General features: G+C 72.5%; 20 protein-coding genes. 13 read left to right on the top strand and 7 right to left on the bottom strand.

Features of this window, described 5'->3' with window-relative positions:
* The first annotated feature begins 167 nt into the window (after positions 1 to 167).
* On the top strand, positions 168 to 974 hold the full coding sequence (locus MQN93_RS23995; protein WP_242711208.1) for a pectate lyase: 807 nt from the start codon (positions 168 to 170) through the stop codon (positions 972 to 974).
* Positions 975 to 1130: 156 nt separating this feature from the next.
* On the top strand, positions 1131 to 1766 hold the full coding sequence (locus MQN93_RS23990; RefSeq protein ID WP_242711207.1) for a hypothetical protein: 636 nt from the start codon (positions 1131 to 1133) through the stop codon (positions 1764 to 1766).
* A 26-nt stretch (positions 1767 to 1792) separates the two neighbouring features.
* Here MQN93_RS23990 and MQN93_RS23985 read toward each other — a convergent pair whose 3' ends face one another.
* The gene (locus MQN93_RS23985) at positions 1793 to 2530 is read right to left on the bottom strand and encodes a PaaX family transcriptional regulator C-terminal domain-containing protein (RefSeq protein ID WP_242711206.1); all 738 of its coding nucleotides are present in this window, start codon (positions 2528 to 2530) and stop codon (positions 1793 to 1795) included.
* Between the two features lie 71 nt (positions 2531 to 2601).
* Here MQN93_RS23985 and MQN93_RS23980 point away from each other — a divergent pair, with 71 nt between their 5' ends.
* From MQN93_RS23980 to MQN93_RS23965, 4 genes are all read left to right on the top strand, one after another.
* Complete coding sequence (locus MQN93_RS23980) at positions 2602 to 4269, top strand: DNA alkylation response protein (RefSeq protein ID WP_242711205.1); 1668 nt, start codon at positions 2602 to 2604, stop codon at positions 4267 to 4269.
* Between the two features lie 233 nt (positions 4270 to 4502).
* Positions 4503 to 5756 (top strand): EfeM/EfeO family lipoprotein, encoded by a 1254-nt coding sequence (locus MQN93_RS23975; protein WP_242711204.1) that lies wholly within the window; start codon positions 4503 to 4505, stop codon positions 5754 to 5756.
* Positions 5753 to 6976 (top strand): iron uptake transporter deferrochelatase/peroxidase subunit, encoded by a 1224-nt coding sequence (efeB, locus tag MQN93_RS23970; protein WP_016433702.1) that lies wholly within the window; start codon positions 5753 to 5755, stop codon positions 6974 to 6976. The genes MQN93_RS23975 and efeB overlap by 4 nt, the downstream gene beginning before the upstream one ends.
* A 185-nt stretch (positions 6977 to 7161) precedes the next feature.
* Complete coding sequence (locus tag MQN93_RS23965; RefSeq protein ID WP_242711203.1) at positions 7162 to 9057, top strand: phospholipase C; 1896 nt, start codon at positions 7162 to 7164, stop codon at positions 9055 to 9057.
* Positions 9058 to 9140: 83 nt separating this feature from the next.
* Here MQN93_RS23965 and MQN93_RS23960 read toward each other — a convergent pair whose 3' ends face one another.
* Together MQN93_RS23960 and MQN93_RS23955 are read right to left on the bottom strand one after the other, a co-directional pair.
* Positions 9141 to 9944, bottom strand: a complete 804-nt coding sequence (locus MQN93_RS23960; protein WP_278191125.1) for an MIP/aquaporin family protein — start codon at positions 9942 to 9944, stop codon at positions 9141 to 9143.
* Positions 9945 to 10210: 266 nt separating this feature from the next.
* Positions 10211 to 10807, bottom strand: coding sequence for an Rv1733c family protein (locus MQN93_RS23955; RefSeq protein WP_242711202.1), 597 nt, complete (start codon positions 10805 to 10807; stop codon positions 10211 to 10213).
* A 270-nt stretch (positions 10808 to 11077) separates the two neighbouring features.
* Here MQN93_RS23955 and MQN93_RS23950 point away from each other — a divergent pair, with 270 nt between their 5' ends.
* The 4 genes from MQN93_RS23950 to MQN93_RS23935 all read left to right on the top strand — a co-directional run bounded on the left by MQN93_RS23950 (position 11078) and on the right by MQN93_RS23935 (position 14937).
* Positions 11078 to 12160, top strand: coding sequence for a WD40/YVTN/BNR-like repeat-containing protein (locus tag MQN93_RS23950; protein WP_051183607.1), 1083 nt, complete (start codon positions 11078 to 11080; stop codon positions 12158 to 12160).
* 76 nt (positions 12161 to 12236) lie between these two features.
* Positions 12237 to 12914, top strand: a complete 678-nt coding sequence (locus MQN93_RS23945) for a uracil-DNA glycosylase (protein WP_016433707.1) — start codon at positions 12237 to 12239, stop codon at positions 12912 to 12914.
* Positions 12911 to 13891: an N-acetylglucosamine kinase gene (locus MQN93_RS23940; protein ID WP_016433708.1), complete on the top strand. Its 981-nt coding sequence runs from the start codon at positions 12911 to 12913 to the stop codon at positions 13889 to 13891. Before MQN93_RS23945 ends, MQN93_RS23940 begins: the two co-directional genes overlap by 4 nt.
* A gap of 119 nt (positions 13892 to 14010) precedes the next feature.
* Entirely contained in the window at positions 14011 to 14937 is a 927-nt protein-coding gene (locus MQN93_RS23935; RefSeq protein WP_106964391.1) for a sirohydrochlorin chelatase, read from the top strand.
* 94 nt (positions 14938 to 15031) lie between these two features.
* Here the strand turns inward: MQN93_RS23935 and MQN93_RS23930 are convergent, their stop codons facing one another.
* Both MQN93_RS23930 and MQN93_RS23925 read right to left on the bottom strand, forming a co-directional pair.
* Complete coding sequence (locus tag MQN93_RS23930; protein ID WP_037782028.1) at positions 15032 to 16066, bottom strand: lactonase family protein; 1035 nt, start codon at positions 16064 to 16066, stop codon at positions 15032 to 15034.
* Between the two features lie 79 nt (positions 16067 to 16145).
* Positions 16146 to 17636, bottom strand: coding sequence for an FUSC family protein (locus MQN93_RS23925; RefSeq protein WP_037781477.1), 1491 nt, complete (start codon positions 17634 to 17636; stop codon positions 16146 to 16148).
* 197 nt (positions 17637 to 17833) lie between these two features.
* Here MQN93_RS23925 and MQN93_RS23920 point away from each other — a divergent pair, with 197 nt between their 5' ends.
* Together MQN93_RS23920 and MQN93_RS23915 are read left to right on the top strand one after the other, a co-directional pair.
* Positions 17834 to 18310, top strand: a complete 477-nt coding sequence (locus tag MQN93_RS23920) for an Lrp/AsnC family transcriptional regulator (RefSeq protein ID WP_016433712.1) — start codon at positions 17834 to 17836, stop codon at positions 18308 to 18310.
* 19 nt (positions 18311 to 18329) lie between these two features.
* Positions 18330 to 19025 carry an HAD family hydrolase gene (locus MQN93_RS23915; RefSeq protein WP_016433713.1) on the top strand — a complete coding sequence of 232 codons (696 nt, stop codon included), beginning with the start codon at positions 18330 to 18332 and terminating at the stop codon, positions 19023 to 19025.
* On the opposite strand, the gene MQN93_RS23910 is transcribed toward MQN93_RS23915, so the two are convergent.
* The gene (locus tag MQN93_RS23910; RefSeq protein ID WP_242711201.1) at positions 18989 to 19657 is read right to left on the bottom strand and encodes a TetR/AcrR family transcriptional regulator; all 669 of its coding nucleotides are present in this window, start codon (positions 19655 to 19657) and stop codon (positions 18989 to 18991) included. The two genes, MQN93_RS23915 and MQN93_RS23910, sit on opposite strands and share 37 nt — an antisense overlap.
* A gap of 79 nt (positions 19658 to 19736) precedes the next feature.
* Here MQN93_RS23910 and MQN93_RS23905 point away from each other — a divergent pair, with 79 nt between their 5' ends.
* Complete coding sequence (locus MQN93_RS23905) at positions 19737 to 22820, top strand: acetyl-CoA carboxylase family protein (protein WP_242711200.1); 3084 nt, start codon at positions 19737 to 19739, stop codon at positions 22818 to 22820.
* A gap of 24 nt (positions 22821 to 22844) precedes the next feature.
* On the opposite strand, the gene MQN93_RS23900 is transcribed toward MQN93_RS23905, so the two are convergent.
* A complete protein-coding gene (locus MQN93_RS23900) occupies positions 22845 to 24233 on the bottom strand; it encodes an FAD-binding oxidoreductase (protein ID WP_242711199.1) in 1389 nt (462 codons plus the stop codon).
* Between the last annotated feature and the right edge of the window lie 38 nt (positions 24234 to 24271).

Genomic DNA, 24271 nt, shown 5'->3' with positions numbered 1-24271 from the left:
AAAGCGCTTACCCTCTACGTTCCGTTCAGCGATGTGACCGACAGGCGTCAGATACGGCTCTGTCGGTCACTCTGCTCGCGCGCGGCGTTCAGAACGACGTACGGCATTCACGTACACGATCCACCACGTACACGATCGAGCACGCTTCCCTGGAAGAAGGCATCGACATGGCTTCACCAGCACTCTTACGCACCCGGCGGCGCGCCCTGAGTTCCGCGCTGGCCGCGATCGGCCTCACGTCTGTCATGGCCCTGACAGACGGAGCGGTCACCCCGGCGAGCGCGGCCACCTGGCCCACCGCCAACGGCAGCCAGGCGGTCACCGCCACCATCTCGGTCTCCGGCACCAAGGACTACGGGATGAAGCGCCTGTACGGCAGCGGCGACCTCGGCAGCGGCGGCCAGGACGAGGGCCAGGACCCGATCCTCGAACTGGCGCCCGGCGCCGTCGTGAAGAACGTCATCATCGGCTCCCCCGCCGCGGACGGCATCCACTGCCAGGGCGCCTGCACGCTGCAGAACGTGTGGTGGGAGGACGTCGGCGAGGACGCGGCGACGTTCCGGGGCTCCTCGTCGTCGAACGTCTACACCGTCTCCGGCGGCGGCGCCAAGGAGGCCAGCGACAAGGTGTTCCAGTTCAACGGCGCCGGCACGCTGAACATCTCCGACTTCGCGGTGCAGAACTTCGGCAAGCTGGTCCGCAGTTGCGGCAACTGCAGCACGCAGTACAAGCGCACCATCAACCTCAACACCATCGAGGCGACCTACAAGGGCAGCGCGCTCGTCGGGATCAACACCAACTACGGCGACAGCGCGACCCTGAAGAAGATCACCATCGTCGGGGACAGCAGCAAGAAGATCGTGCCCTGCCAGAAGTACATCGGGAACAACACGGGCGACGAGCCGACGACGAACGGCTCGGGCCCCGACGGCACGTACTGCAAGTACGCGACGTCCGACATCACCTACAAGTAGCCCCGGCCGCCCCGCCGTTGAGCACCGCGGGCCGTCGTCCTGCGCAGCGGACGGCGGCCCGCGGCGTGCCCCGATGTCACGACTTGGACACACAGCCTTCACCAACTGCCCACATCTGCGCATCATGCACGTCTGCACCAACGCACAGGGGGCCCCATGCACGACGACGACCTGCTCAGATTCCACAACGGCGACACCCTCCACAACATCCCCGTCGTCCGGGACCAGGAGCAACGCACCTTCCCGTGGCGGACCGTGGGGATGGTGGCCGGTATGGCCGCCCTCGTCGGCAGTGCGGTCGGCCTGTCCTTCGGCCTCGGCGACCGTCATCACCCCGCGCAGACCGTGGCCGCCCCCGGCACCCCGCCACCGGCGTCCGCCACCACGACACCGGAGCCCCAGCCGGTCGTGACCGCAACGGCCACCGTGCAGGCACCGACCCAGACGCAGACGGTGTACGCCGCGCCCACCGACGGCCCGGACATCGACACCGACAGCACGACCGCCGAGAGCGTGGTCGAGCAGTACTACGCCGCCGTCAACGCGCAGGACTACGCGTCCGCCTGGGAACTCGGCGGGAGGAACATGAGCCCCTCCTACGACGCCTTCGTCTCCGGCTACGCGGACACGACGTACACGCAGGCGCAGGTCACGTCGGCGGACGGGGAGACCGTGCACGTGCGCATCGACGCTGTGCACTACGACGGGACCACCGCCGCCTACACCGGCAGCTACACCGTCGACACCGACCGGTACATGATCCGCCACGGCGACCTGGCCCGGATCGGCTGAGCAACCGGGCCCGGCACCCGCCGGGTTCAGCGCCCGATTCTCCTGGTGACCTCCCGCTGGTAGTCCCCGTACGCGGCGCGCAGGGACGGGCCCGGCCAGTGGGCGGGCAGGAGTTCGGGCGGCAGCACGGGATCGGCCAGCAGATGGCGTACGACCGCGGCGAAGGCGGTGAACCGGTCGGCCGGGCGGTGCGCGTCGGCGACATGGGCCAGCAGACCTCGGGCGGTCGCGGCCCAGGCGTCCAACGGCCACAGCTGCGCGGCCAGTTCAGACCCCGGCCGGTCGGGCCGTGCCGTGTACGTCTGCGCCACCTGTGTCAGCTCGTGCGGCAGGGTGCGCCTGAGGTTGGCGGGGCGCAGCCACACCCCTTCGCGGAGTTCGGCCAGCCGCAGGGTGCTCAACCGGCCGCGCAGCTCGGCGCGTTCGGCGGGGCTGCGTCCCGTCGCCGTGATCACCACCATCTCCCAGTCGCCCCGCCACGCGCGCGTGCGCGCCTCCACCGCCTCGTCCTGGCGGCGCTGGCGGTCCAGCAGGCGGTCGCTGAGTCCGTAGACGGCATCGGTGCGGCGCAGGTCGCCGGCGGCCACCATCCGGCTGAGGGCGGCGCGCAGGGTGGAGCCGCCGACGCCGAAGGGCTCCACCGCGCGGACGAGCTCCTTCACCGGAAGCTCCGGCGGATGGGTGCCGAGCAGCAGGCTGAGCACGACCGACCGCGCGGACAGCGGCGGCAGATCGACCTCGGCCGGCTGCGGTGACACGTTCATGGACCCGTACCTTACGTGCGCGTTCTTGTTGCATCATTGCTACGGTCGCAGAAAGGGTGCAACATGGCCGCATGGTCTCGACACCCTCCACCGCGCAGCCCCGGCAGCCGTACGCCACGCACGACGTCACCAACCAGCCCCCGGACCTGGCGCCCTACGACGCCGCCGAGGACACCGCCCTGCTGGAAGGGCTGCGCCGCGAGGGCGCCGACTGGGCCGAGGAGGACATCCGGCGGCTGGGGCTGCGGGCCGGCAGCGCCGAGGCGCAGGAGTGGGCTGAGCTGGCCAATGTGCACGAGCCCGTGCTGCGCACCCACGACCGGTACGGCAACCGCATCGACGAGGTCGACTTCCATCCGAGCTGGCACCACCTGATGCGGGCCGCGGTCGCCGAGGGCCTGGCCGGCGCGCCGTGGGCGGACGAGCGGCCCGGCGCCCATGTCGCCCGCACCGCGGGCGGACTGGTGTGGGGACACACCGACGCCGGGCACGGCTGCCCGACCTCGATGACCTACGCGGCCGTGCCCGCCCTGCGCGCCCAGCTCGACCTCGCGAAGATCTACGAGCCGCTGCTGACCTCGCGGGAGTACGACCCGGAGCTGCGGGTGCCGACCGAGAAGCCCGGTCTGCTCGCCGGCATGGGGATGACCGAGAAGCAGGGCGGCTCCGACGTCCGGACGAACACGACGACGGCGTGGCCGACCGCCGAGCCCGGCATGTACCAGCTGCGCGGGCACAAGTGGTTCACCTCGGCGCCGATGTGCGACGTGTTCCTGGTGCTGGCGCAGGCGCCGGAGGGGCTGTCGTGCTTCCTGGTGCCGCGGATCCTGCCGGACGGCAGCCGCAACTCCTTCCGTATCCAGCGGCTCAAGGACAAGCTGGGCAACCGGTCCAACGCCTCCTCGGAGCCGGAGTTCGACGGCACCCTGGCCTGGCTGGTCGGACCCGAAGGGCGCGGCGTGAAGACCATCATCGAGATGGTCAACTGCACCCGCCTCGACTGCGTGATGATGTCGGCCACGCTGATGCGCAAGACGCTCGTCGAGGCGGGGCACCATGTGCGCCACCGCAGCGCGTTCGGCGCGCGGCTGATCGACCAGCCGCTGATGCGCAACGTCCTGGCCGACCTCGCGCTGGAGTCGGAGGCCGCGACGACCCTCACCCTGCGGCTGGCGGGCGCGGCGGACCGGGCGGTGCGCGGGGACGCCGGTGAGAGCGCGTTCCGGCGGATCGCGACCGCAGTCGGCAAGTACTGGGTGACCAAGCGGGGTCCGGCCTTCACCGCGGAGGCCCTGGAGTGCCTCGGCGGCAACGGCTATGTGGAGGAGTCGGGCATGCCCCGGCACTACCGCGAGGCGCCGTTGCTGTCCATCTGGGAGGGCTCCGGCAACGTCAACGCCCTGGACGTGCTGCGGGCGTTGCGGCGCGAGCCGGCCACCGCGCAGGCGCTGTTCGACGAACTCGCTCTGGCAAAGGGGGCGGACGCCCGCCTGGACGCCGCCGTGCTGCGGCTGGAGGGGCAGCTCGCGGCCGGGTCGGAGAGCGGTGCGCGCCGGCTGGTGGAGCAGATGGCCCTGACGCTGCAGGCCTCCCTCCTGGTCCGGCACGCCCCGGCCGCCGTCGCCGACGCCTTCTGCGCCACCCGGCTGGGCGGCGACTGGGGACACGCCTTCGGTACGCTGCCCGACACGGCCGATCTGGACGCCGTACTGAACCGTGCTCTGCCGGACGGGAGTTGAACCTGTCGTCCCGGGGTCACCGCAGCCGAGGCCGTTCCGGAGTCACCGCGGCTGAGCCCGTCCCGGGGTCACCGCACGTGACGGCCCCGGCACCCGGTGGGGCCGTCGGTGAACCGAGGGCGAATTCTGGCTTTGCCTCTGGTCAGAAGCCGGTCAGGATGGCGGTCGCGGTCATGGGGTGCGCCTAGGATCACTGGCGCCGCCTCGTTCGTACGACCCCCAGGAGGTCCGGCATGCCCGAAGCCGCAGTCGGCACCGCGGCCGACACCGGCCCCGCGGCGCCCCCGCCCCGTCCGGCACGGCGCCGCACCCTGCTGCTCGGCGGCGGTGCGCTCGTCGTGGCGGCAGCGGTGGTGGCCGCGGTCCTGGCGACCGGCGGCTCCGACGGCAGGCACGCGGCGCGCCCCTCCGACGGGCTGCGGCACACCTCCGTCGAGATCACCTCCGCCGCCTGCGGCCGCGGCTGGACGCATCCCGCCGCCGGAAAGCAGGTCTTCGATCTGCACAACGACTCCGGTGTGGCGGCCGAGGTCTATCTGACCGACCCGGCCTCGGGCGCGGTCTACGGCGAGGTCGAAGGACTGGCGCCGGGCACCGCACGCCCGCTCCGGGTGACCCTCGGCAACGGCAGCTACGCCTTCAAGTGCGTGTCCGACGACGCCGACGCCGTCACCGGCCCCACCGTGCGCGTCACCGGCGGGACGGCGAAGGGCGGTCCGGCCGCGGTGCCGGTGACCCAGCAGGACCTGATCCCGCCCACGCTCGCCTACCAGAAGTGGATCGGGGCCCGCACGGTCGAACTGGCCGAGAAGACCGACACGTTGCGTGCCGCGATCGACCGCGGCGACCTCGCCGCCGCCCGCAAGGACTGGCTCACCGCGCATCTGGTGTACGAGCGGATGGGCGCGGCCTACGGCACCTTCGGCGACGCCGACTCGGCGATCAACGGCACCACGGCGGGTCTGACCGGGGGCGTGCACGACAAGGACTTCGCCGGGTTCCACCGGGTGGAGTACGGGCTGTGGCACGGCGAGTCGGCGAGCGGTCTGCGCGGTCCGGCCGCCCGGCTGGCCAAGGCCGTGCACGAGCTGCGCGACGGCTGGCCGGACCAGCGGATGGATCCGGCGGACGTGGGGCTGCGCGCGCACGAGATCCTGGAGAACACCGTGCAGTTCGAACTGACCGGCCGTACCGACTACGGCAGCGGCACCAACCTGGCCACCGCCCGTGCCAACCTGGACGGCACCGCCGAACTGCTCGGGCGGTTGCGGCCGCTGCTGAAGACCCGCGACGTCGGTCTGTCGGGCATCGACACCTGGATGACCCGCGCCGGGCGCACGCTCGACGAGTTCGACCACGACGGTCACTGGACGCCGCTGGACCGGCTGACCCGCGCCCAGCGTGAGAAGGTCGACGCGGACCTGGGCGAGCTGGTCGAGCGGCTCGCCGACGTGGCCGCCCTTACGGACGTACGGAGGACCGCGTGAACCCGGTGAACAACGTCGGACGCCGGGGCTTTCTGGCCGGCGCGGCGGCCGTGGCCGGTACGGGCCTGGTGGCCGCCGACCATGGTGCCGCCTCCGCCGCGGCGCAGCCCGGCGAGAGCGGTCGCGTGGCCTTCCACGGGCGCCACCAGGCCGGCATCCTCACCCCGCCGCAGCGTGCCACGGCGTTCGTGTCGTTCGACGCGACCGCCGAGAACCGTGGCGAACTGACCGATCTGCTGCGCACGTTGACCGACCGGGCCCGCCTGCTCACCGCCGGTGGCAGCCCCGACGAGCTGGGCATCACGGCCCCGCCTGCCGACTCCGGCACGCTCGGCCCGGACGTTCCGGCGGACGCCCTGACCGTCACCGTCGGCGTCGGCGCCTCGCTCTTCGACGACCGCTACGGCCTGGCCGCCCGCAAGCCGCACCGGCTGACCGCCATGCCGTCGTTCCCCGACGACGACCTGGACGCCGCCTGGTGCCACGGCGATCTGAGCGTGCAGTTCTGCGCCCCTCACCAGGACACGGTGCTGCACGCGCTGCGGGACGTCGCCCGGCACACCCGGGGCGGCATGCAGGTGCGCTGGCGCATGGACGGCTTCGTCAGCCCCTCGCGCCCCTCGGGCACGCCCCGCAACCACATGGGCTTCAAGGACGGCATCGCCAACCCCGACCGGGGCGACGCGCGCGCGATGGACCGTCTGGTGTGGGTGGGCGCGGGCTCGGGTGAGCCCGGCTGGGCGGCCGGCGGCAGCTATCAGGTCGTACGGCTGATCCGCATGCTGGTGGAGTTCTGGGACCGTGTCTCCCTCACGGAGCAGGAGCGGATGTTCGGCCGCGCCCGGGACACCGGCGCCCCTCTGGACGGCCGCCACGAGAAGGACACCCCCAACTACCCGCAGGATCCCCAGGGCGAGGTGATCCCGCTGGACAGCCACATACGGCTGGCCAACCCGCGCACGGCGGCCACGGACGACCAGCGCATCCTGCGCCGCGCCTACAACTACGACCGCGGCACGGACGCCAACGGCAACCTGGACATGGGCCTGCTGTTCTGCTGCTACCAGCAGGACCTCGCCCGGCAGTTCGAGACCGTGCAGAAGCGGCTGGCCGGGGAGCCGCTGGTGGACTACATCAGTCCGTTCGGCGGTGGTTACTTCTTCGCTCTGCCCGGAGTGCGCGACGGCTCCGACTGGCTGGGACGCGCCCTGCTGGCCTGAACCCGCGCGACGGATTCGGGTCAAGAACAGACCAAGGGGCGATGAGGATTTCCTGACCGAACATTCGCTGCGTCGCCATTGCCGCTCCCCCGCCCGGCCGCCACCATTGCCCAGGATCAGCAATCGATGGCATGGCCACGAATGCCGTGGCAGTGGAACTCGGTTCTCCCGGAAGGCGAGACAGCATGATCGGCACAGGCAGAACAACCAGGGCGCGGCGCCGGCTGGCGCGCGCGGGCGCCCTGCTCGGCGCGGCCGCCCTGGTGGGCGCGGGCGGGGTCCTCCCCGCCTCGGCGTCCTCCGCACCCGGCGGCCACGGCCACCACGACCCGCACACCGCGACGCCGATCAAGCACATCGTGGTCCTCTTCGACGAGAACAACTCGTTCGACCACTACTTCGCCACCTACCCGAAGGCGGCCAACACCGACGGCACCCGGTTCAAGGCCGCGCCGCACACCCCGAAGGCGGACAACCTCCTCAACGCCGGGCTGCTGGAGAAGAACCCGAACCTCTACAAGCCCAAGCGGCTGGCCAGTTCGCAGGCCATGACCTGCGACCAGAACCACTCCTACGGCCCGGAGCAGTACGCGGCCAACGGCGGCAAGGCCGACAAGTACGTCGAGAACACCGAGGTCAACAAGTGCACCGGGCTCTTCGGCGAGCCGGGCCTGGTGATGGACTACTACGACGGCAACACCGTCACGGCGCTGTGGAACTACGCCCAGCACTACGCGCTCAACGACCGCTCGTTCAGCTCGAACTACGGGCCCTCGTCCCCCGGCGCGATCAACCTGGTCTCCGGAAACACGCACGGCATCATCTCCGTCGACCCGGCCTCCGGCACGGAGAACCCGAAGCAGACGTCCACGCCGGACCCGTACACCGTCGCCTCCCCCGACGCCAAGGGCGTCGGCACCATGATCAACGACCCGGACCCCGGCTACGACGACTGCTCGGACAAGGACCACACCGCGACCAGCGCGCTGGGAGTGATGAAGGGCAGGAACATCGGTGACCTGCTCAACGCCAAGGGCGTGAGCTGGGGCTGGTTCCAGGGCGGCTTCAGGCCCAGCACCCCGTGGAACGGCAAGCAGGGCGACTACGCGAAGTGCTCCGGCACCACCCACACCAACGTCGGCGGTGCCGCGTCGGTGGACTACAGCCCGCACCACGCGCCGTTCCAGTACTACAAGTCGACGGCCAACCCGCACCACCTGGCCCCGAAGAACGTCGCGGAGATCGGCCACAACGGCCGGGCCAACCACAACTACGACCTGACGGACTTCGACGCCACGCTCAAGGCCGGCAACCTGCCGGCGGTCAGCTTCCTGAAGGCCGCCGAGTACCAGGACGGCCACGCCGGCTACTCGGACCCGATCGACGAGCAGCACTTCCTGGTGAACGAGATCAACGCGGTGCAGCAGTCGCCGCAGTGGAAGAGCACGGCGATCGTGGTCGCCTACGACGACTCCGACGGCTGGTACGACCACGTCGTCTCGCCGGTGCTCAACGGCTCCAAGGACACCGCCACCGGCTCCAACGGCAAGGCGACGGACAGCCCCGCCTGCCAGTCGGGTCCGGCGGCCGCGGGTGGCTACGCGGACCGCTGCGGGCCGGGCACCCGGCAGCCGCTGCTGGTCATCTCCCCCTACAGCAAGGTCAACTCGATCGACCACACGGCCACCGAGCAGACCTCGATCATCCGGTTCATCGAGAACAACTGGGGCACCGGCCGCATCGGTGACACCTCGTTCGACCGCCGGGCGGGCAGCCTGGCCGGCATGTTCGACTTCCGGCACCCGAACAACAAGCAGGTGCTGCTGAACCCGGACGGGTCGGTCAAGTCCGTGAAGGGCATCCCGCACCACAGCGGTTCGGCCACCACGGTCTCGGCCAAGGGCGCCTACCCGCCCTACGTCCAGGACCTGAAGGCACAGAACGTGGCCGACGCCGGCTCCACCTCGCCGGCCGTGCCGATCGCCGTCGCCGCCGGTCTCCTGACGGCGGGAGCGACCGGTACCGCGTTCGCCCTGCACCGCCGCAGGCGGCGCCCCGGGCAGCTGACGGCCGCCCAGTAGGAGCACGCACGGCGAGGGGCCGCGGGCATCGTGCCCGCGGCCCCTCGCCGCTGTTCAGCTGTGTTTCGCGCGCCGGCGGTTCATCAGTCCTTGGCCTCGCCCTCGGGGACCGGGACCCGGCCCGGCTCCACTTCGGCCTCGGCGACCGGCAGGAACTTCGAGATGAACAGGCGGTAGAGGGCGGCGCCGACCACGCCGCCGATCAGCGGCCCGACGATCGGCACCCAGAAGTACAGGTTGCCGTACTGGTCCCGCCAGGCGGTCCCGTACCCGGTGATGTAGCTGGCGAGGCGCGGCCCGAAGTCACGGGCCGGGTTGATGGCGTAGCCGGCGTCGGTGCCCCAGGCCATGCCGATCGCCACCACCAGGAAGCCGATGATGAGCGGGGCGAGGTTGGCGCCGGGCGGGGTGTTGAGCAGGTCCGTGATGGCGAAGATGACCAGGACCAGGATGGCGGTGCCGATGATCTGGTCGCGCAGGGCGCCGAGTTCGCTCACCGGCAGGACGCCGTTGCCCGGGAGGGTGGAGAAGACGCCCTGGGTCTTGATGGTGTGGCCGGGGTCGGTCTTGGCCAGTACCTCGGTGTAGTTCCAGCGCACCAGCAGCGCGGCGACGAACGCGCCCGCGGTCTGTGCCAGGGAGTACGGCAGCACCTTCTTCCACGAGAAGCCCGCGAAACAGGCCAGCGCCACGGTGACCGCGGGGTTGAGGTGCGCGCCGCTGAGGCGGGCCGCCACATAGACGCCGAGGGTGACACCGAAACCCCAGGCCCAGGCGATGCTGTCGTGGTCACCGATGCCCGCGGCCACCACCTGGGCGACCACGCCGCAGCCGAACAGAATCAGGATCATGGTGCCCAGGAACTCGGCCGACAGTTCGCCGACCATTCCTCTTCTGGAAGCCTGCTCCGCCACGAGGCACCGCCTTCCGCCAGAAATAGTTGTATACGCGAGGGTAGTTGTCCGACGCGAGGCGTCCAGGGGCCCAGCAACAACTGGAGTCACCGCCACCACTTGGGTCTTGAGCGCACGCGGGCGCATCTGCTGTCGGGGCCCCGCCCGCAACAGGTGAAGGTCTCACCGACGACGATGGCACAGGGGGCGTGTGCGCGCAGCGCGACGGCCTGCGGGCACCGTCCGCCCGACGGGGGCCGTCAGCTGGTCTTGCGGCCCCAGTACGGTCCGAAACGGGCCCACTCCATGTCCCACTGGGCCAGGCGGCGGCGCTCGATGCGGCCGCACAGGACACGCCCGCCGAGGAACGGCACGGCCGCCGCGCTCAGGCCCACCAGGACGCCGATCAGCGAGGCCCGCAGCCGGGCCTGGGAGGCGGTGGGCGGCGCGGTGACCAGCTCTCCGTGCGGGTCCGTCCATACGGTGACCGCCGTGCCGGCGGCGCTGCCGGGGTCGACCCGGACCTGACCGGTGTGCCCGGTGCCGTCCGGAGCGGTCCAGCGGACCTTCCCCCAGACCTGTTCGCCGCTCGCCCTGGCGGAGTGGCCGGAGGCCGGTCCGGGGGCCGTTCCGGGCGCCTTCTGCGTCACCAGGGCCACGACCTGCCGCCACTCGGCGCGCTCACGGGCGAGTCCGTGCTCCACGGACCCGGTGGCCGTCAGACCGGCGAGCACGCCGGTGGCGATTGTGACCATCCAGGCGCCGAGCACGACCCATGCCTCGACCGCGTCGATACGGCGCTTGAGCGGGTTGCGTCGCCAGCGCCACAGCCACGCCTTGGGTCCACGGAACGCCATCGAAGGCATCCTCCTCATGAGCGCACGACCTTCCCCAGTCTCCATCCCATACGGGCCGGGGCCATGGGATGCTCAGGCCGACTCCCTCGGCTCGACGGTCCCACGGGTACCCCCACTCGCGCAGTTGTTGCCGCGAACCCGGCCGGTTCTCGGCGGTCGGACCGCCTCGGCCGCTCTGACCTGCACGGATGGTCATTGCGGAGGTGACTGTCAGTGGTGGGGTGCAGACTGGCCGGTGTCTGGGACAAGGACGTCGCGGAGGTGATCGGCATGACCGAGGTACTGCTCGCCGTGGGCACGCGCAAAGGACTGTTCATCGGGCGGCGGCGCGGGGGCACCTGGGAGTTCGACGAGAGTCCGTATTTCAACGCACAGGCCATGTACTCGGTGGCGATCGACACCCGCGGCGACCGTCCGCGGCTGCTGGCCGGCGGCGACAGCGCCCACTGGGGCCCGTCCGTCTTCCACTCCGACGACCTCGGCCGCACCTGGACCGAGCCGACCCGCCCCGCGGTCAAGTTCCCCAAGGACACCGGGGCTTCGCTGGAGCGGGTGTGGCAGCTGCACCCGGCGGCCGCGGAGGACGACGTGGTGTACGCGGGCACGGAACCGGCCGCGCTGTACCGCTCGGAGGACCGCGGGGAGACCTTCGAGCTGGTCCGCCCCCTGTGGGAGCACCCCACCCGCTCGAAGTGGGTCCCGGGAGGCGGCGGCGAGGGGCTGCACACCGTGGTCACCGACAAGCGTGATCCGCAGGCCGTGACGGTGGCCGTGTCGACGGCCGGGGTGTTCAGGACCGCGGACGGCGGCGCGAGTTGGGCCCCTTCCAACTCCGGTGTGTCCGCGGTCTTCCTGCCGGACCCCAACCCGGAGTTCGGGCAGTGCGTGCACAAGGTCGCCCAGGACGCCGCGACCCCGGACCGGCTGTATCTGCAGAACCACTGGGGTGTCTACCGAAGCGACGACGCGGGCGCCCACTGGACCGACATCGGCGAGGGCCTGCCGTCCACCTTCGGCTTCGCCGCGGCGGCCCACCCGCACCGCGGCGACACCGCGTACGTCTTCCCGATCAACGCGGACGCGGACCGGGTGCCGGCCGACCACCGCTGCCGGGTCTTCCGCACGGCCGACGCGGGCAAGAGCTGGGAGCCGCTGTCGGCGGGCCTGCCGCAGGAGGACCACTACGGCACGGTGCTGCGGGACGCGATGTGCACGGACGACGCCGACCCCGCCGGCGTGTACTTCGGCAATCGCAACGGCGAGGTGTTCGCGTCGGCCGACGACGGCGACAGCTGGCAGCAGTTGGCCTCGCACCTGCCGGACGTGCTGTGCGTGCGGGCCGCGGTGGTCTGATGGCTGTCACGGGGGATGCGCGCGGCCTTGGCCACCGGTTGATTCCCGCTGCCCGTACGGCAGTAGGGTGACGCCCGTGGCTCCACGACCGTTGCATGAAATCGTCGAAGCAGGCTGGGCGAAGGCCCTGGACCCCGTCGCCGGACGGATCACCGAGATGGGTGACTTCCTCCGCGCGGAGATCGCCGCGGGACGCACCTATCTTCCGGCCGGGCCGAATGTGCTGCGGGCCTTCCAGCAGCCCTTCGACGACGTACGGGTCCTGATCGTCGGGCAGGACCCGTATCCGACACCGGGACACGCGGTGGGCTTGTCGTTCTCGGTGGCGCCCGACGTGCGTCCGCTGCCCGGCAGTCTCCTCAACATCTACCGCGAACTGCACACCGACCTGGGGCTGCCGCAGCCCTCCAACGGCGATCTGACGCCGTGGACCCGGCAGGGCGTGCTGCTGCTCAACAGGGCGCTGACCACCGCCCCGCGCAAGCCCGGAGCGCATCGCGGCAAGGGCTGGGAAGAGGTCACCGAGCAGGCCATCCGGGCCCTGGCCGGGCGCGGAAAGCCGCTGGTGTCCATCCTGTGGGGCCGCGACGCCCGCAATCTGCGCCCGCTCCTCGGCGACCTTCCGTCCGTGGAGTCCTCCCATCCCTCCCCCATGTCGGCCGACCGCGGCTTCTTCGGCTCGCGCCCCTTCAGCCGGGCCAACGATCTGCTGGTCCGGCAGGGCGGGCAGCCGGTGGACTGGCGACTTCCGTGACCGGCACGGCGGCCGGGGTGCTCGCGGTCGACTCGGGGGGCTCCGGGCTGCGGGTCGTCGTCGCCGACCCGGAGCGCGGTCCGCTGGCCCAGCGGGAGTCCCGGGAGCCGGTGCACACCGGGGACCGGGGTATCGACCCCGGGCATCTGATGGCCCAACTGGTGCCGATGGTCCGGGAGTTGACCGCCGAGACCGGTGTGGGCGCACTGAGTACGGCCGCCGTGGGCGCCGCCGGGCTCGCCACGCTGGGCGACGCCCTGCGCGCCGAGCTTCCCGGGGCGCTGCGGCGGGAGTTCGGCATCCGCTCGGTGGCGCTCGCCGCCGACGCCGTCGCCGGCTATGTGGGCGCGCTCGGGCCGTGCCCCGGTGCCGTGGTCGCCGCGGGCACGGGTCTGATCGCCGTCGGCACCGACCTGTCGCGCTGGCGCCGCGCCGACGGCTGGGGTCATCTGCTGGGCGACTGCGGCAGCGGCGCCTGGATCGGGCGGGCCGGCCTGGAGGCGGCGCTGCGGGCGTACGACGGCAGACCCGGCGGTTCGGCCGGGCTGCTGGCCTCCGCCGAGGAGATGTTCGGCCCGATGCCGGGGCTGCCGGGCAGGCTCTATCCGCGTCCGGACCGCCCCGCCGTCCTTGCCTCCTTCGCTCCGCAGGTGGCAGCGCGGGCCGACGGTGATCCGGTCGCGGCGGACATTCTGCGGGAGGCGGCCCGGCACATGGCCGAGTCCGCGGCCGCGGTCTGCCCGGCCGCGGGAGAGCCCCGGGTCTCCGTCACCGGCGGCCTGCTCAAGATGGGAGACCCCCTGCTCGTCCCGCTCCGCGAAGAGCTGGCGCGGCGGCTGCCGCACGCGCCGCTGGTGGCCGCAGCGGGCGATCCGCTCGCGGGTTCGGTGCGCATCGCCGGTGACCTCGCGGCAGGGGCGCTCACTCTCCCGAGTGACGCGGCGATGCTGAGCGTGGTGACCGGGGCGGAGGGCTGATCCCGGCACGCCGGTCGCTACCGAAACGTACGTAACTCATCAGACAAAACCGGACGGATACCGCTCACCTGCACCCTCCCCGAACAGGGGAGCCCAAGAAGCCAGTAACATGCGTCGCCATGAGCTCCCCCACTGGACCCGCGTCCGGCCTGCCAGTACGAATGCCGCGACCTCGCCAGCCCGGGCGGCACCGCCGACCCGAACCGCTGGCGGCTCCCGAGGGCGCGCCCGCGCTCGTCCTCGTGGTGCCGGGCACTCCCGGTGCTGCCACGCGCAGCCTTGCCGAGGAGGTCGTGAGCATCGCCCGCTCCGAGCTCCCCGGCCTGGACGCGCGCATCGCGTACCTGGACGGCAGTGACGACTCGGAGTTCCCCACGCTCCAGGCCGTGCTCACGCATGCCGCGGAGGAGCGCACGGCCCGCTTCGAGCAGGCCAGGGCCGCCGGTATGGACGTCAAGGAGCCGGACGGCCCCGTCGCCGTCGTCGTGCCGCTGCTGGCCGGCCCGGACGGTGCGCTGCTGCGCCGTATCCGCCAGGCCGTGATGGACAGCCGTATCGCGGCCGATCTGACCGATGTGCTGGGCCCGCACCCGCTGCTCGCCGAGGCGCTGCACGTGCGTCTGTCGGAGGCCGGTCTGGCCCGTGCCGACCGCGCCCGCCTGTTCACGGTGGCGACGGCGGCGGACGGCATCATCCTGGCGTCGGTGGGCGGTGACGAGGCCGTGCAGGCGGCCGGGATCACCGGCATGCTGCTGGCCGCGCGCCTCGCGGTGCCCGTGATGGCGGCGGCTCTGGACCAGGACGGCTCGATCGCGGACGTCGCCGAGCAGCTGCGCGGTTCGGGTTCGCAGCAACTGGCACTTGCGCCGTACCTGATAGGGCCGGAGATCGACCCGGGTCTGATCGACGAGGCGGCCAAGGAGGCGGGCTGTTCCGCCGCCGAGGCGCTCGGCCCCTACCCGGCGATCGGCAAGCTCGCGCTGGCCAAGTACACGACGGCGCTGGGCATCGTCCCGCCGCAGCCGCAGGGCACGCCGGTCCGCTGACGCGGACGGCAGATCCGTACGGACGACGAAGGGCCCGCCTCCTCCGTGGGGGCGGGCCCTTCCGCGTGCTGCGCTGACGTCTCGCGCCCGGGGTTCAGCAGAAGACCACGCAGGAGGCGGCGGGGACGGCGAGCGCGCCTTCGTGGTGCGGCAGTCCCGTGTCCGGGTCGATCGCGAACCAGGCCACCGCGCCGGAGCGCTCGTTCGCGGCGTAGAGGAAGCCGCCCGACTCGGTGAGGGCCCGGGGCCAGTGGCCGCCGCAGGGGACCGTGCCGGTCGGTTCCAGGTCGTCGCCGTCGACGGCGAAGGTGGACAGGACGTCCTCGCCGCGGGTGGCGGTCCACAGGAAGCGGCCGTCGGGGGAGGCGACGATGCCGGACGGGTAGGCGTCGCCGGTGGGGGTGCCGGGCAGGACGGGGTGCACGGTCAGCGGCTCCAGGGAGCCGGTGTCGGCGTCCCAGTGGCAGACGGTGACGGTGGGTGTGAGTTCGGCGAGCACGTAGGCGCGTGTGCCGTCCGGGTGGAAGGCCAGGTGGCGCGGTCCGGAACCGGGGCGCAGGGCGATCTCCCGGTGCGGTTCGAGACGGCCGTCCGTCAGCGCGCACACCCGTACCGAGTCCGTGCCGAGGTCGACGCTGACGGCCCACCGTCCGCTCGGGTCGGGCTGCACCTGGTGGGCGTGCGGTCCCTGCTGGCGTGGGGTGTGCGGCCCCGAGCCCTTGTGCTTCAGGACGTCGGAGGCGGCGCCCGCGAGTGTGCCGTCGGGGCGGACGGGCACGGCGGTGACGCTGCCGGAGCCGTAGTTGGCGGTCAGCACGTGCCCGGCGAAGACACTCAGATGGGTGGGGCTGTCGCCGCCGACCGGCACCGGCGCACCCGCCTTCTCCAGCCGGTCCCCCACCACCCGGAACGCGGCCACCGCGCCCTCCGCCGTCTCACTGACCGCGTAGAGCGTCCGCCCGTCGGGCGCGAGTGCCAGATACGAGGGATCCGGTACGGCGTCCACGCTGCTCAGCGCGGTCAGCGCCCCGCTGCCCCCGTCCACGGCCGCCGTCACGATCCCGGGACCACCGGCCGCCGTGAACGACCCGATGAAGGCCCACCTACGCCGCCCGCCACCGTCTGCCACCACTGTCCCCTCTCGGTCTGCGCCTGGGGGCGACGGTAGCAGCGATCATTGGCGGTCTAGACCAAGCCCGGACATCTGGTCAGGCGCCGACGAGTGGCGAGCCCGGCGGGGTGCGCAAGGGGGTGGACAGGTCGGCGAGGGCTTGTTCCAGGCCGTGGAGGTGGGCGAGGGCCGGTTCCGTTGCGGGGGGCGCGGGGGTGTGCGTGATGTGGTCGGTGCCGCCCGTGAGCGCCTCCACCGCCGCCTCCACCCGTCGGCACGCCGCTGTCAGGCGGGCGTCGTGGGAGGCTTCCGGATCCGCTGCCACGGCGACCAGACCGCGGGTCTCACGGGCGCAGTCGTCGAGCAGCGCGAGCACCTGCCGGGCGCGTCGCTTGCGGCCGGACATCGGGTTGAGCGGGTGGACGAGGGGCGCGACCGAGAGCCGTACCCGGCCCAGCAGATGCTCCAGTTCCGCGATCCGCAGCGCGGGGTCGGCGGCCGGGGAGCCGGCCAGGCGTGCGGCTGCCTCCGCCGTGCAGGCGTGGACGCAGCGCAGGGCGCGCTGGATCCAGACGTCGGTGACGGCGTGCGTGGTGACGGGCAGGACGAAGAGCACCGCGAGGACGGCTCCGAGCGCGCCGACGCCGGTCTCCGCCAGCCGCAGGGCGAGCAGGCCGGGACTGAGCACGCCCAGCAGGCCGTAGAGGAGCTCGGCGAGCAGCGTGACGCAGAGCATCATCCAGGTGTAGGACACCGCGGCCGAGTAGAAGATGCCGAAGACGCAGGCGGCGAGGAGCGCAGCGGTGGGGGCGCCCGCTCCGTGCAGCGGGACGGCGATCAGCAGGCCGAGCCCGAGGCCGATCACGGTGCCGAGCACCCGGCGGAAGCCTCGGACCAGCGTCTCGCCGCGCGAGACGGTGTTCACGAAGATCCACCAGGTGGCGCCGACGGCCCAGTACCAGCGCTCTCCGGACACCAGTTGACCCACGACGAGGGCGAAGCCCGCGCCGACGGTGGCCTGGACAGCCTGGCGCGTGGTGACGCGGTCGAGGCCGGCGCCGGCTGGCGGGGCGGGCACGGGCGCCGGGGGCAGCTGCGTCTCGTAGCACCACAGGCCGAAGCGCACCGCCGAGGCGACGAGCACGGACAGCACGACGGCGGCGCAGTGCTCGGGCAGCCGGTCCGTGGTCGCGTGCAGGAACTGCGCGGCGAAGAACATCATGAACGCGAACACGCCGAGGCTGTGCCCGCGCGGACCCCAGCGGCGCGCGTACACGCCGGCTCCGGTGACGGCGAGGAAGGTGAGGTCGCGGGCGACCGGGTGGTCGTGCAGTCCGGCCGCGGCGGCCAGCACCGGCAGACCCACGGCGGGCAGCAGCGCGGTGGTGACGGCCTGGCCCCGAACCGTGGGGTCGGTGACGGTGAACAGGGCCAGCAGCGCGGCCAGGCCCCCGGTGATGGCGCCGACGAGGGAGAGTCCGGCCAGCCCGCAGACGACGACCGCGAGACCGATGCCGACCACGGCACGGGTGGCGAAGCGCAGCCGTATCCGCCCCGGGTCCGGAGCCACGAACACCCTCTTCAGCAACTGCTTCCCACCCCTCGACCGCCACGGCACGAAAAAGGCGCCACGGAGATCCGCAGCGCCATCGACACGGACATTGCAGCATCCGACGCCCGGATGGCTCAAGCGGCAGCACATAGGCTGAGCCATTGGTACAGCGAAAGCGGTCCGACGGCGTCCACGAGCGAGCCATCGGACCATGCACGAGGAGGCCGGACACCATGGCCGTCGACGAGCTCGACACCCGCATCCTGCGGCTGCTGATGGAGCAGCCGCGCACCAGCGTGCGGGAGTACGCGCGCATTCTCGGCATCGCGCGCGGCACCCTGCAGGCCCGCCTGGACCGGCTGGAGAGGGACGGGGTGATCACCGGCACGGGCCCGACGCTCTCCCCGGCCGCGCTCGGCCACCCGGTGCTCGCGTTCGTGCACATCGAGGTCACGCAGGGGCATCTGGACGACGTGGGCGACGCGCTGGCCGCGGTGCCGGAGATCGTCGAGGCCTTCTCGATCACCGGCGGCGGCGATCTGCTGACCCGCGTCGTGGCGCGCGACAACGCCCATCTGGAAGATGTGATCCAGAAGCTGATCAGCCTGCCCGGCGTCGTCCGCACCCGCAGCGAGGTGGCCCTGCGCGAGCGTGTCCCGCAGCGCCTGCTGCCGCTGGTCGAGTCGATCGGCCGGGCGGCCCGGAACTGACCTTTGCCATGCTGTCCCCATGAGCACGCCCGGCACCCTCTCGGTCATCTTCGATCTCGACGGAACGCTCGTGGACAGCGAGCCGAACTACTACGAAGCGGGCCGGCAGACGCTCGCCGAGCACGGCGTCCCGGACTTCACCTGGGCGGACCACGAGCGGTACGTCGGCGTCAGCACCCAGGAGACGGCCGCCCTCTGGAAGCGGGAGTACGGCCTCGACGCCTCCGCCGACGAGTTGCTCGCCGACATCGACCGCCGCTATCTGCAGCTGGCCCGCACGGCCACGCGCGTGTACCCCGAGATGCGGAAGTTCGTGGAGCTGCTGGCGTCGGCCGGTGTGCCGATGGCCGTGGCTTCGGGTTCGTCGCCGGAGGCGATCGGGGCGGTCCTGGCGGGCACCGGCCTGGACGCGTATCTGCGCACTACCGTGTCGGCGGACGAGGTGCCGCGCGGCAAGCCCGCCCCGGACGTCTTCCTCGAAGCGGCCCGGCGCCTGGGGGCGGCACCGGCCGACTGCGTGGTCCTGGAGGACGCCGTCCCGGGCGCCGCCGCGGCGCACGCCGCCGGCATGCGCTGCATCGCGGTCCCGTACGTCCCCGCGCAGGCCGGCGCACCGGGGTTCGCCACCGCGGACCTGCTGCTGCCCGGCGGACAGGCCGAGTTCACCGCGCGGGACGCCTACGACTGGCTGGTGGGCCCAACTCCGTGGCGCTGACCGCGGGGTGAGTCCGGACCGGCTCCGAGCAGGTGCAGATACATCGTGGTCACGTCCTGTACGACGGTGTCGTACAGGTCCGGCCGCGCCGCGACCCGGCGGGCGGCCTCGACGCACATGCCGCCCACCGCGTGGGCCACGGCGAGCGGTTCGACGACCGGGGCCGCCGCGCCGCGGTCGGTGAGGCGGCGGATGTAGCGGGCGTGGCGGTGGACGGGCCGTTCGCGGATCTCGTCCCACAGCCGTCGCACGTCCGGGTCCGTGCGGGCCTGTTGTTCCAGCAGGGCGAGCAGCGGCTGGTGCCGGGCGTGGGCGGCGATGACGGCCCCGACGGAGGCCTCCGCGACGGCACGCGTGTCGTCCGCGTCGACGCCCGGGACCTCCTGCGCGGCGAGGAACGCGTCCCGCACGCGTGCCGCGAGGACGCGGAAGATCTCCTCCTTGGAGGCGAAGTAGACGTAGAAGCCCGCCCGCGAGACGCCTGCCTCCGCGGTGATGTCGGCGACGGTGGTCCCGCCGAGCCCGAGCCGTGCGAAGACGGTCTCGGCCGCGTCCAGGAGCCGGGCGCGGGCCGGGGCCTCGGTGCGGTCGCGGGCGGTGCGCACCGCCCAGGTCTTATGGGTGCGTGCCATGCGGGGAGCGTATTGACGTTGACGTCAATGTCAATGAGCATGACGGGGCCGGTCGATGACGTCCTGGAGGGGCCCACGCATGAGTGCCGTACTCGTCGCCAACCGCGGAGAGATCGCCGTACGCATCCTGCGGGCCGTCTCCGACGCCGGGCTGCGCTCGGTCGCGGTGTACGCCGACGGGGACGACGGGCATGTCCGGCTCGCCGACGAGGCCGTGCCGCTGGGCAGTTACCTCGATGCGGACGCACTGATCGACGCCGCCTCCGCCGCCGGCTGCTCGTTCCTGCACCCCGGCTACGGCTTTCTGAGCGAGGACGCCGACTTCGCGCGGCGGTGCCGGGCGGCCGGCATCACGTTCGTCGGGCCCTCCGCGGAGGTGCTGGACGTCTTCGGCGACAAGGTGCGGGCCCGTGAACTCGCCCTGGCCACGGGCGTTCCGGTGCTGCCCGGGGCGCACGGCGGGCTGGAAGAGGCGCGCACGCTGCTCGCCGAGGGCCCGGTGATGATCAAGGCGGTCGGCGGGGGCGGCGGGCGCGGCATGCGGGTGGTGCGCGGGCCCGAGGAGCTGGACGAGGCGTGGCAGCGGTACGCTTCGGAGGCCCGACAGGGCTTCGGGCGGGGCGAGTTGTACGCGGAACGCCTGCTGGAGGGTGCCCGGCATGTGGAGGTGCAGGTCGTCGGGGACGCCTCGGGAGCCGTCACACATCTGTGGGACCGGGACTGCACCGCCCAGCGGCGCCATCAGAAGCTGATCGAGATCGCGCCCGCGCCCGAACTGCCGGACGCCGTACGGGAGAAGATCCTCGACAGTGCGCTGCGGCTGACGCGGGCGGCGCGGTGTTCGAGCCTGGTCACCTTCGAATTCCTGGTCCTGGACGACCGGTTCCACTTCATCGAGGCCAACCCCCGCCTCCAGGTGGAGCACACGGTCACCGAGGAGGTGACGGGGGTGGATCTGGTCGCCGTGCAGCTGCGCCTCGCCGCCGGGGCCACGCTGGCGGAGCTGGGGCTGTCGGGGCCGCCCGCCGCACCGCGCGGGTTCGCCGTGCAGGCGCGGGTCGGCGCCGAGGAGCCGGGCCGGATCACGCGCTTCGACCTGCCGTCGGGGCCCGGGGTGCGGGTCGACACCGCGATCCGTACGGGGGCCGAAGTCGGTGTCCGCTACGACCCGTTGCTCGCGAAGGTGGTCGCGCATGCCCCGCACGGCGGGGTCGACGCGGCCGTCACACGGGTGCGGCGCGCGCTGGGCGAGTTCGGTGTGGAGGGGGTGCGGACCGGGATCCCGCTGCTGCGGGACGTGCTCGCGCGGCCCGCGTTCTGGGCGCGCCCGGAGCTGGTCGAGCAGGCTGCTCCCGATGCCGCGGCGGCGGACGGCACGGTCGTCGCACCCCTCGGCGGCACCGTCGTCTCCGTGGACGTCTCCCCCGGTGAACGGGTGCGTGCCGGGCAGCAGTTGCTGGTGCTGGAGGCCATGAAGATGGAGCACGTGGTACGGGCTCCCGGCTCCGCGGCCGTACGGCTGCTGCATGCGCGCGTGGGTCAAACGGTGGGCGAGGGAACGGCGTTGGCCACGCTGGACGACGTCACCGGCGCGCACGACGACGAGCACGCGGCGGAGCCCCTGGATCCGGACGCCGTGCGCGCGGACCTCGCCGAGGCGGTGCACCGGCACTCCTTCGGCCTGGACGAGAACCGTCCCGAGGCGGTCGCCAGGCGGCGCGCGCTCGGCCGGCGTACCGCCCGCGAGAACATCGGCGACCTGTGCGACGAGGGCTCCTTCACCGAGTTCGGCGCCCTCGCGATCGCGGCGCAGCGCGGGCGCCGCTCCCTGGACGACCTGATCCGCTCGACGCCCGCGGACGGCCTGGTCTGCGGCACCGGCCGCATCGACGGCGACCCGTGCGTGGTGATGTCGTACGACTACACGGTCCTGGCCGGTACGCAGGGGCTGCAGAACCACCGCAAGACCGACCGGATGCTGGAGATCGCGGAGGAACGGGGGCTGCCCGTCGTGCTGTTCGCGGAGGGCGGCGGCGGACGGCCCGGGGACACCGACACCACGTCCGTGGCCGGGCTCGACCTGACCACCTTCCAGCGGATGGCGAAGCTGAGCGGACAGGTCCCGCTGGTGGGCATCGCCTCGGGCCGGTGCTTCGCGGGCAACGCGGCACTCCTCGGCTGCTGCGACGTCGTGATCGCCACCCCCGACGCGACGATCGGGATGGGCGGGCCCGCGATGATCGAGGGCGGCGGGCTGGGTGTGTACCGGCCGGAGGAGGTGGGGCCGCTGTCGGTGCAGATACCGAACGGCGTGGTGGACGTCGCCGTCGCCGACGAGGCCGAGGCCGTGCGGGTGGCGCGGCAGTACCTGTCGTACTTCCGAGGGACGCACGGGAGTTGGGAGGCGCCGGACCAGCGGCTGCTGCGGCAGGTCGTGCCGGAGAACCGGCGGCGTGCCTACGACGTGCGGGCCGCGGTCCACGGGCTCGCGGACACCGGCTCGGTGCTCGAACTCCGCCCGGAGTTCGGCGTGGGCGTGGTGACCTCACTCGTCCGGGTCGAAGGGCGCCCCATGGGGCTGCTGGCCAGCAACCCGGCGCATCTGGGCGGGGCGATCGACCGGGACGCCGCGGACAAGGCGGCGCGGTTTTTGCAGTTGTGCGACGCCTTCGGGCTGCCGGTGGTCTCCCTGTGCGACACCCCGGGGTTCATGGTCGGCCCGGACGCCGAACGGACCGCGACCGTACGGCACTTCGCCCGGCTCTTCCTGGTGGGCGCCAATCTGCGGGTGCCGCTGGTCGCCCTGGTGCTGCGCAAGGCGTACGGGCTCGGGGCGATGGCGATGATGGGTGGTTCGACGCGTGCGCCGCTGGCCACGGCCGCCTGGCCGAGCGGGGAGTTCGGCGGGATGGGCCTGGAGGGCGCGGTGCGCCTCGGCCACCGCAGGGAACTGGAGGCGATCGCGGACCCGGCCGAGCGTGCGCGCGTCTTCGAGGAGCGGGTCGCCGAGTTGTACGAGCGCGGGAAGGCGGTCAACGCGGCGGCCACGCTGGAGATCGACGCGGTCATCGACCCGGCCGGGTCGCGGGACTGGGTGCTGGCGGCGCTCGGGCGATGCCCCGTCCCCCGCCCGGGGCATCGCCCGTTCATCGACGCCTGGTGATCCGGCGTCCGCCCGAGGGGCCCGTCAGCTGGGCCGGATGTTCTGGTTCAGCCGGAAGACGTTGTCCGGGTCGAGTTCGGCCTTGATGCGGGCCAGCCGCTGGTAGTTGGCGCCGTAGCTGGCGCGGACGCGTTCCTGGCCCTCGTCCATCATCATGTTGACGTAGGCGCCGCCCGCCGAGAACGGGTGCAGGGCGTCGGAGTAGTCGACCGCCCAGCGTTTGATCAGCTCGGCGTTGGCCGGGTCGGGGTCGACTCCTGCGTAGACCGTCGACCAGGTGGCGCCGCGGTAGCCCCAGGGGGTCTCGTCGGGGCCGACGTCATGGGCCGCGCCGTCGATCGGGTAGAGGTGCATGGTCGACTGGACAGTGGGCACCTCGGCGCCGAACTTGGCGTGCAGTTCCACGGCCTCGTCCGGGATCTCGTCGACGAAGTCGGCGCGCCAGTACCACTGGTGGCCGCGCGGGTAGAGCTCGTCGAACATGGACTGCAGGTCCGGGTGCGGCATCGGCGCGGTGAAGTGCAGCAGCGGCTCGGGCAGAGCGTCGAGCAGCGGCGCCATCAGACGTGCGGCCTCCTCGGGGTCGCTGCCCGCGTAGCACCAGACGACGCCGGCCGTCTTGCGCAGCTGGATCTCCTCCGGGAACGGCGGGGCGGGCGGGACGGTGCCGTACAGGAAGAAGGCGTTGAGCTCGCGGGGCGCGTTCGGCAGGAACTCCCGGTAGGCGGTGAGGACTTCGGCGCCGGCCTCGACGGGCCAGAACGTGGGTCCGGCGACGACCGTGCCGACCTCGTGCAGCCTGAACCGGAAGGAGGTGACGACGCCGAAGTTGCCGCCGCCGCCACGGATCGCCCAGAACAGGTCGGCGTTCTCGTCGCCGCTCGCGTGCACCTGCCGTCCGTCGGCGAGGACGACCTCGGCGGAGAGGATGTTGTCGATGGTCAGCCCGCACTTGCGGGTGAGGTGGCCGAGTCCGCCGCCGGTGGCGATGCCGCCGACGCCGGTGGTGGAGACGATGCCGCTGGGCGTGGCGAGGCCGTGCGGGTTGGTGGCGCGGTCGACCTCGCCCCACACACAGCCGCCGCCGACCCGGACGGTGCGGGCCCCGGGGTCGACCTGGACGTCCTTCAGGGGTGAGAGGTCGGCGACGACTCCGCCGTCGACGGTGCCCATGCCGGCGCCGTGGTGGCCGCCGCCGCGGATCGCGAGTGGCAGGTCGTGGGCGCGGGCGAAGCCGATCACGCGGGCGACGGCGTCCGCGTCGGCGCAGCGGGCGACGAGTGCGGGGCGGCGGTCGATCATCGCGTTGTAGACGGCGCGGGCCTCCTCGTAGGCGGAGTCCTCGGGTCCGATCAGCTCCCCGTTGAAGCCGGAGAGTTCGGTGCGGGCGGCCTGGGCGGGTGTACTGGACATGCGATATCCCCCGTTTGGTCGGAGACGGGCCGATCCGC

This window comes from Streptomyces spinosisporus (assembly GCF_022698145.1).
Lineage (GTDB): Bacteria > Actinomycetota > Actinomycetes > Streptomycetales > Streptomycetaceae > Streptomyces > Streptomyces spinosisporus.
This window is presented reverse-complemented; position numbering and strand designations above follow the sequence as displayed.

What these genes read in the sequence shown, in the direction of transcription:
- MQN93_RS23995 (WP_242711208.1), top strand. Translation starts at nt 168, where the DNA reads ATGGCTTCACCAGCACTCTTACGCACCCGGCGGCGCGCCCTGAGTTCC.
- MQN93_RS23990 (WP_242711207.1), top strand. Translation starts at nt 1,131, where the DNA reads ATGCACGACGACGACCTGCTCAGATTCCACAACGGCGACACCCTCCAC.
- MQN93_RS23985 (WP_242711206.1), bottom strand. Translation starts at nt 2,530, where the DNA reads ATGAACGTGTCACCGCAGCCGGCCGAGGTCGATCTGCCGCCGCTGTCC.
- MQN93_RS23980 (WP_242711205.1), top strand. Translation starts at nt 2,602, where the DNA reads ATGGTCTCGACACCCTCCACCGCGCAGCCCCGGCAGCCGTACGCCACG.
- MQN93_RS23975 (WP_242711204.1), top strand. Translation starts at nt 4,503, where the DNA reads ATGCCCGAAGCCGCAGTCGGCACCGCGGCCGACACCGGCCCCGCGGCG.
- MQN93_RS23965 (WP_242711203.1), top strand. Translation starts at nt 7,162, where the DNA reads ATGATCGGCACAGGCAGAACAACCAGGGCGCGGCGCCGGCTGGCGCGC.
- MQN93_RS23960 (WP_278191125.1), bottom strand. Translation starts at nt 9,944, where the DNA reads ATGGTCGGCGAACTGTCGGCCGAGTTCCTGGGCACCATGATCCTGATT.
- MQN93_RS23955 (WP_242711202.1), bottom strand. Translation starts at nt 10,807, where the DNA reads ATGGCGTTCCGTGGACCCAAGGCGTGGCTGTGGCGCTGGCGACGCAAC.
- MQN93_RS23950 (WP_051183607.1), top strand. Translation starts at nt 11,078, where the DNA reads ATGACCGAGGTACTGCTCGCCGTGGGCACGCGCAAAGGACTGTTCATC.
- MQN93_RS23935 (WP_106964391.1), top strand. Translation starts at nt 14,011, where the DNA reads ATGAGCTCCCCCACTGGACCCGCGTCCGGCCTGCCAGTACGAATGCCG.
- MQN93_RS23920 (WP_016433712.1), top strand. Translation starts at nt 17,834, where the DNA reads ATGGCCGTCGACGAGCTCGACACCCGCATCCTGCGGCTGCTGATGGAG.
- MQN93_RS23915 (WP_016433713.1), top strand. Translation starts at nt 18,330, where the DNA reads ATGAGCACGCCCGGCACCCTCTCGGTCATCTTCGATCTCGACGGAACG.
- MQN93_RS23910 (WP_242711201.1), bottom strand. Translation starts at nt 19,657, where the DNA reads ATGGCACGCACCCATAAGACCTGGGCGGTGCGCACCGCCCGCGACCGC.
- MQN93_RS23905 (WP_242711200.1), top strand. Translation starts at nt 19,737, where the DNA reads ATGAGTGCCGTACTCGTCGCCAACCGCGGAGAGATCGCCGTACGCATC.
- MQN93_RS23900 (WP_242711199.1), bottom strand. Translation starts at nt 24,233, where the DNA reads ATGTCCAGTACACCCGCCCAGGCCGCCCGCACCGAACTCTCCGGCTTC.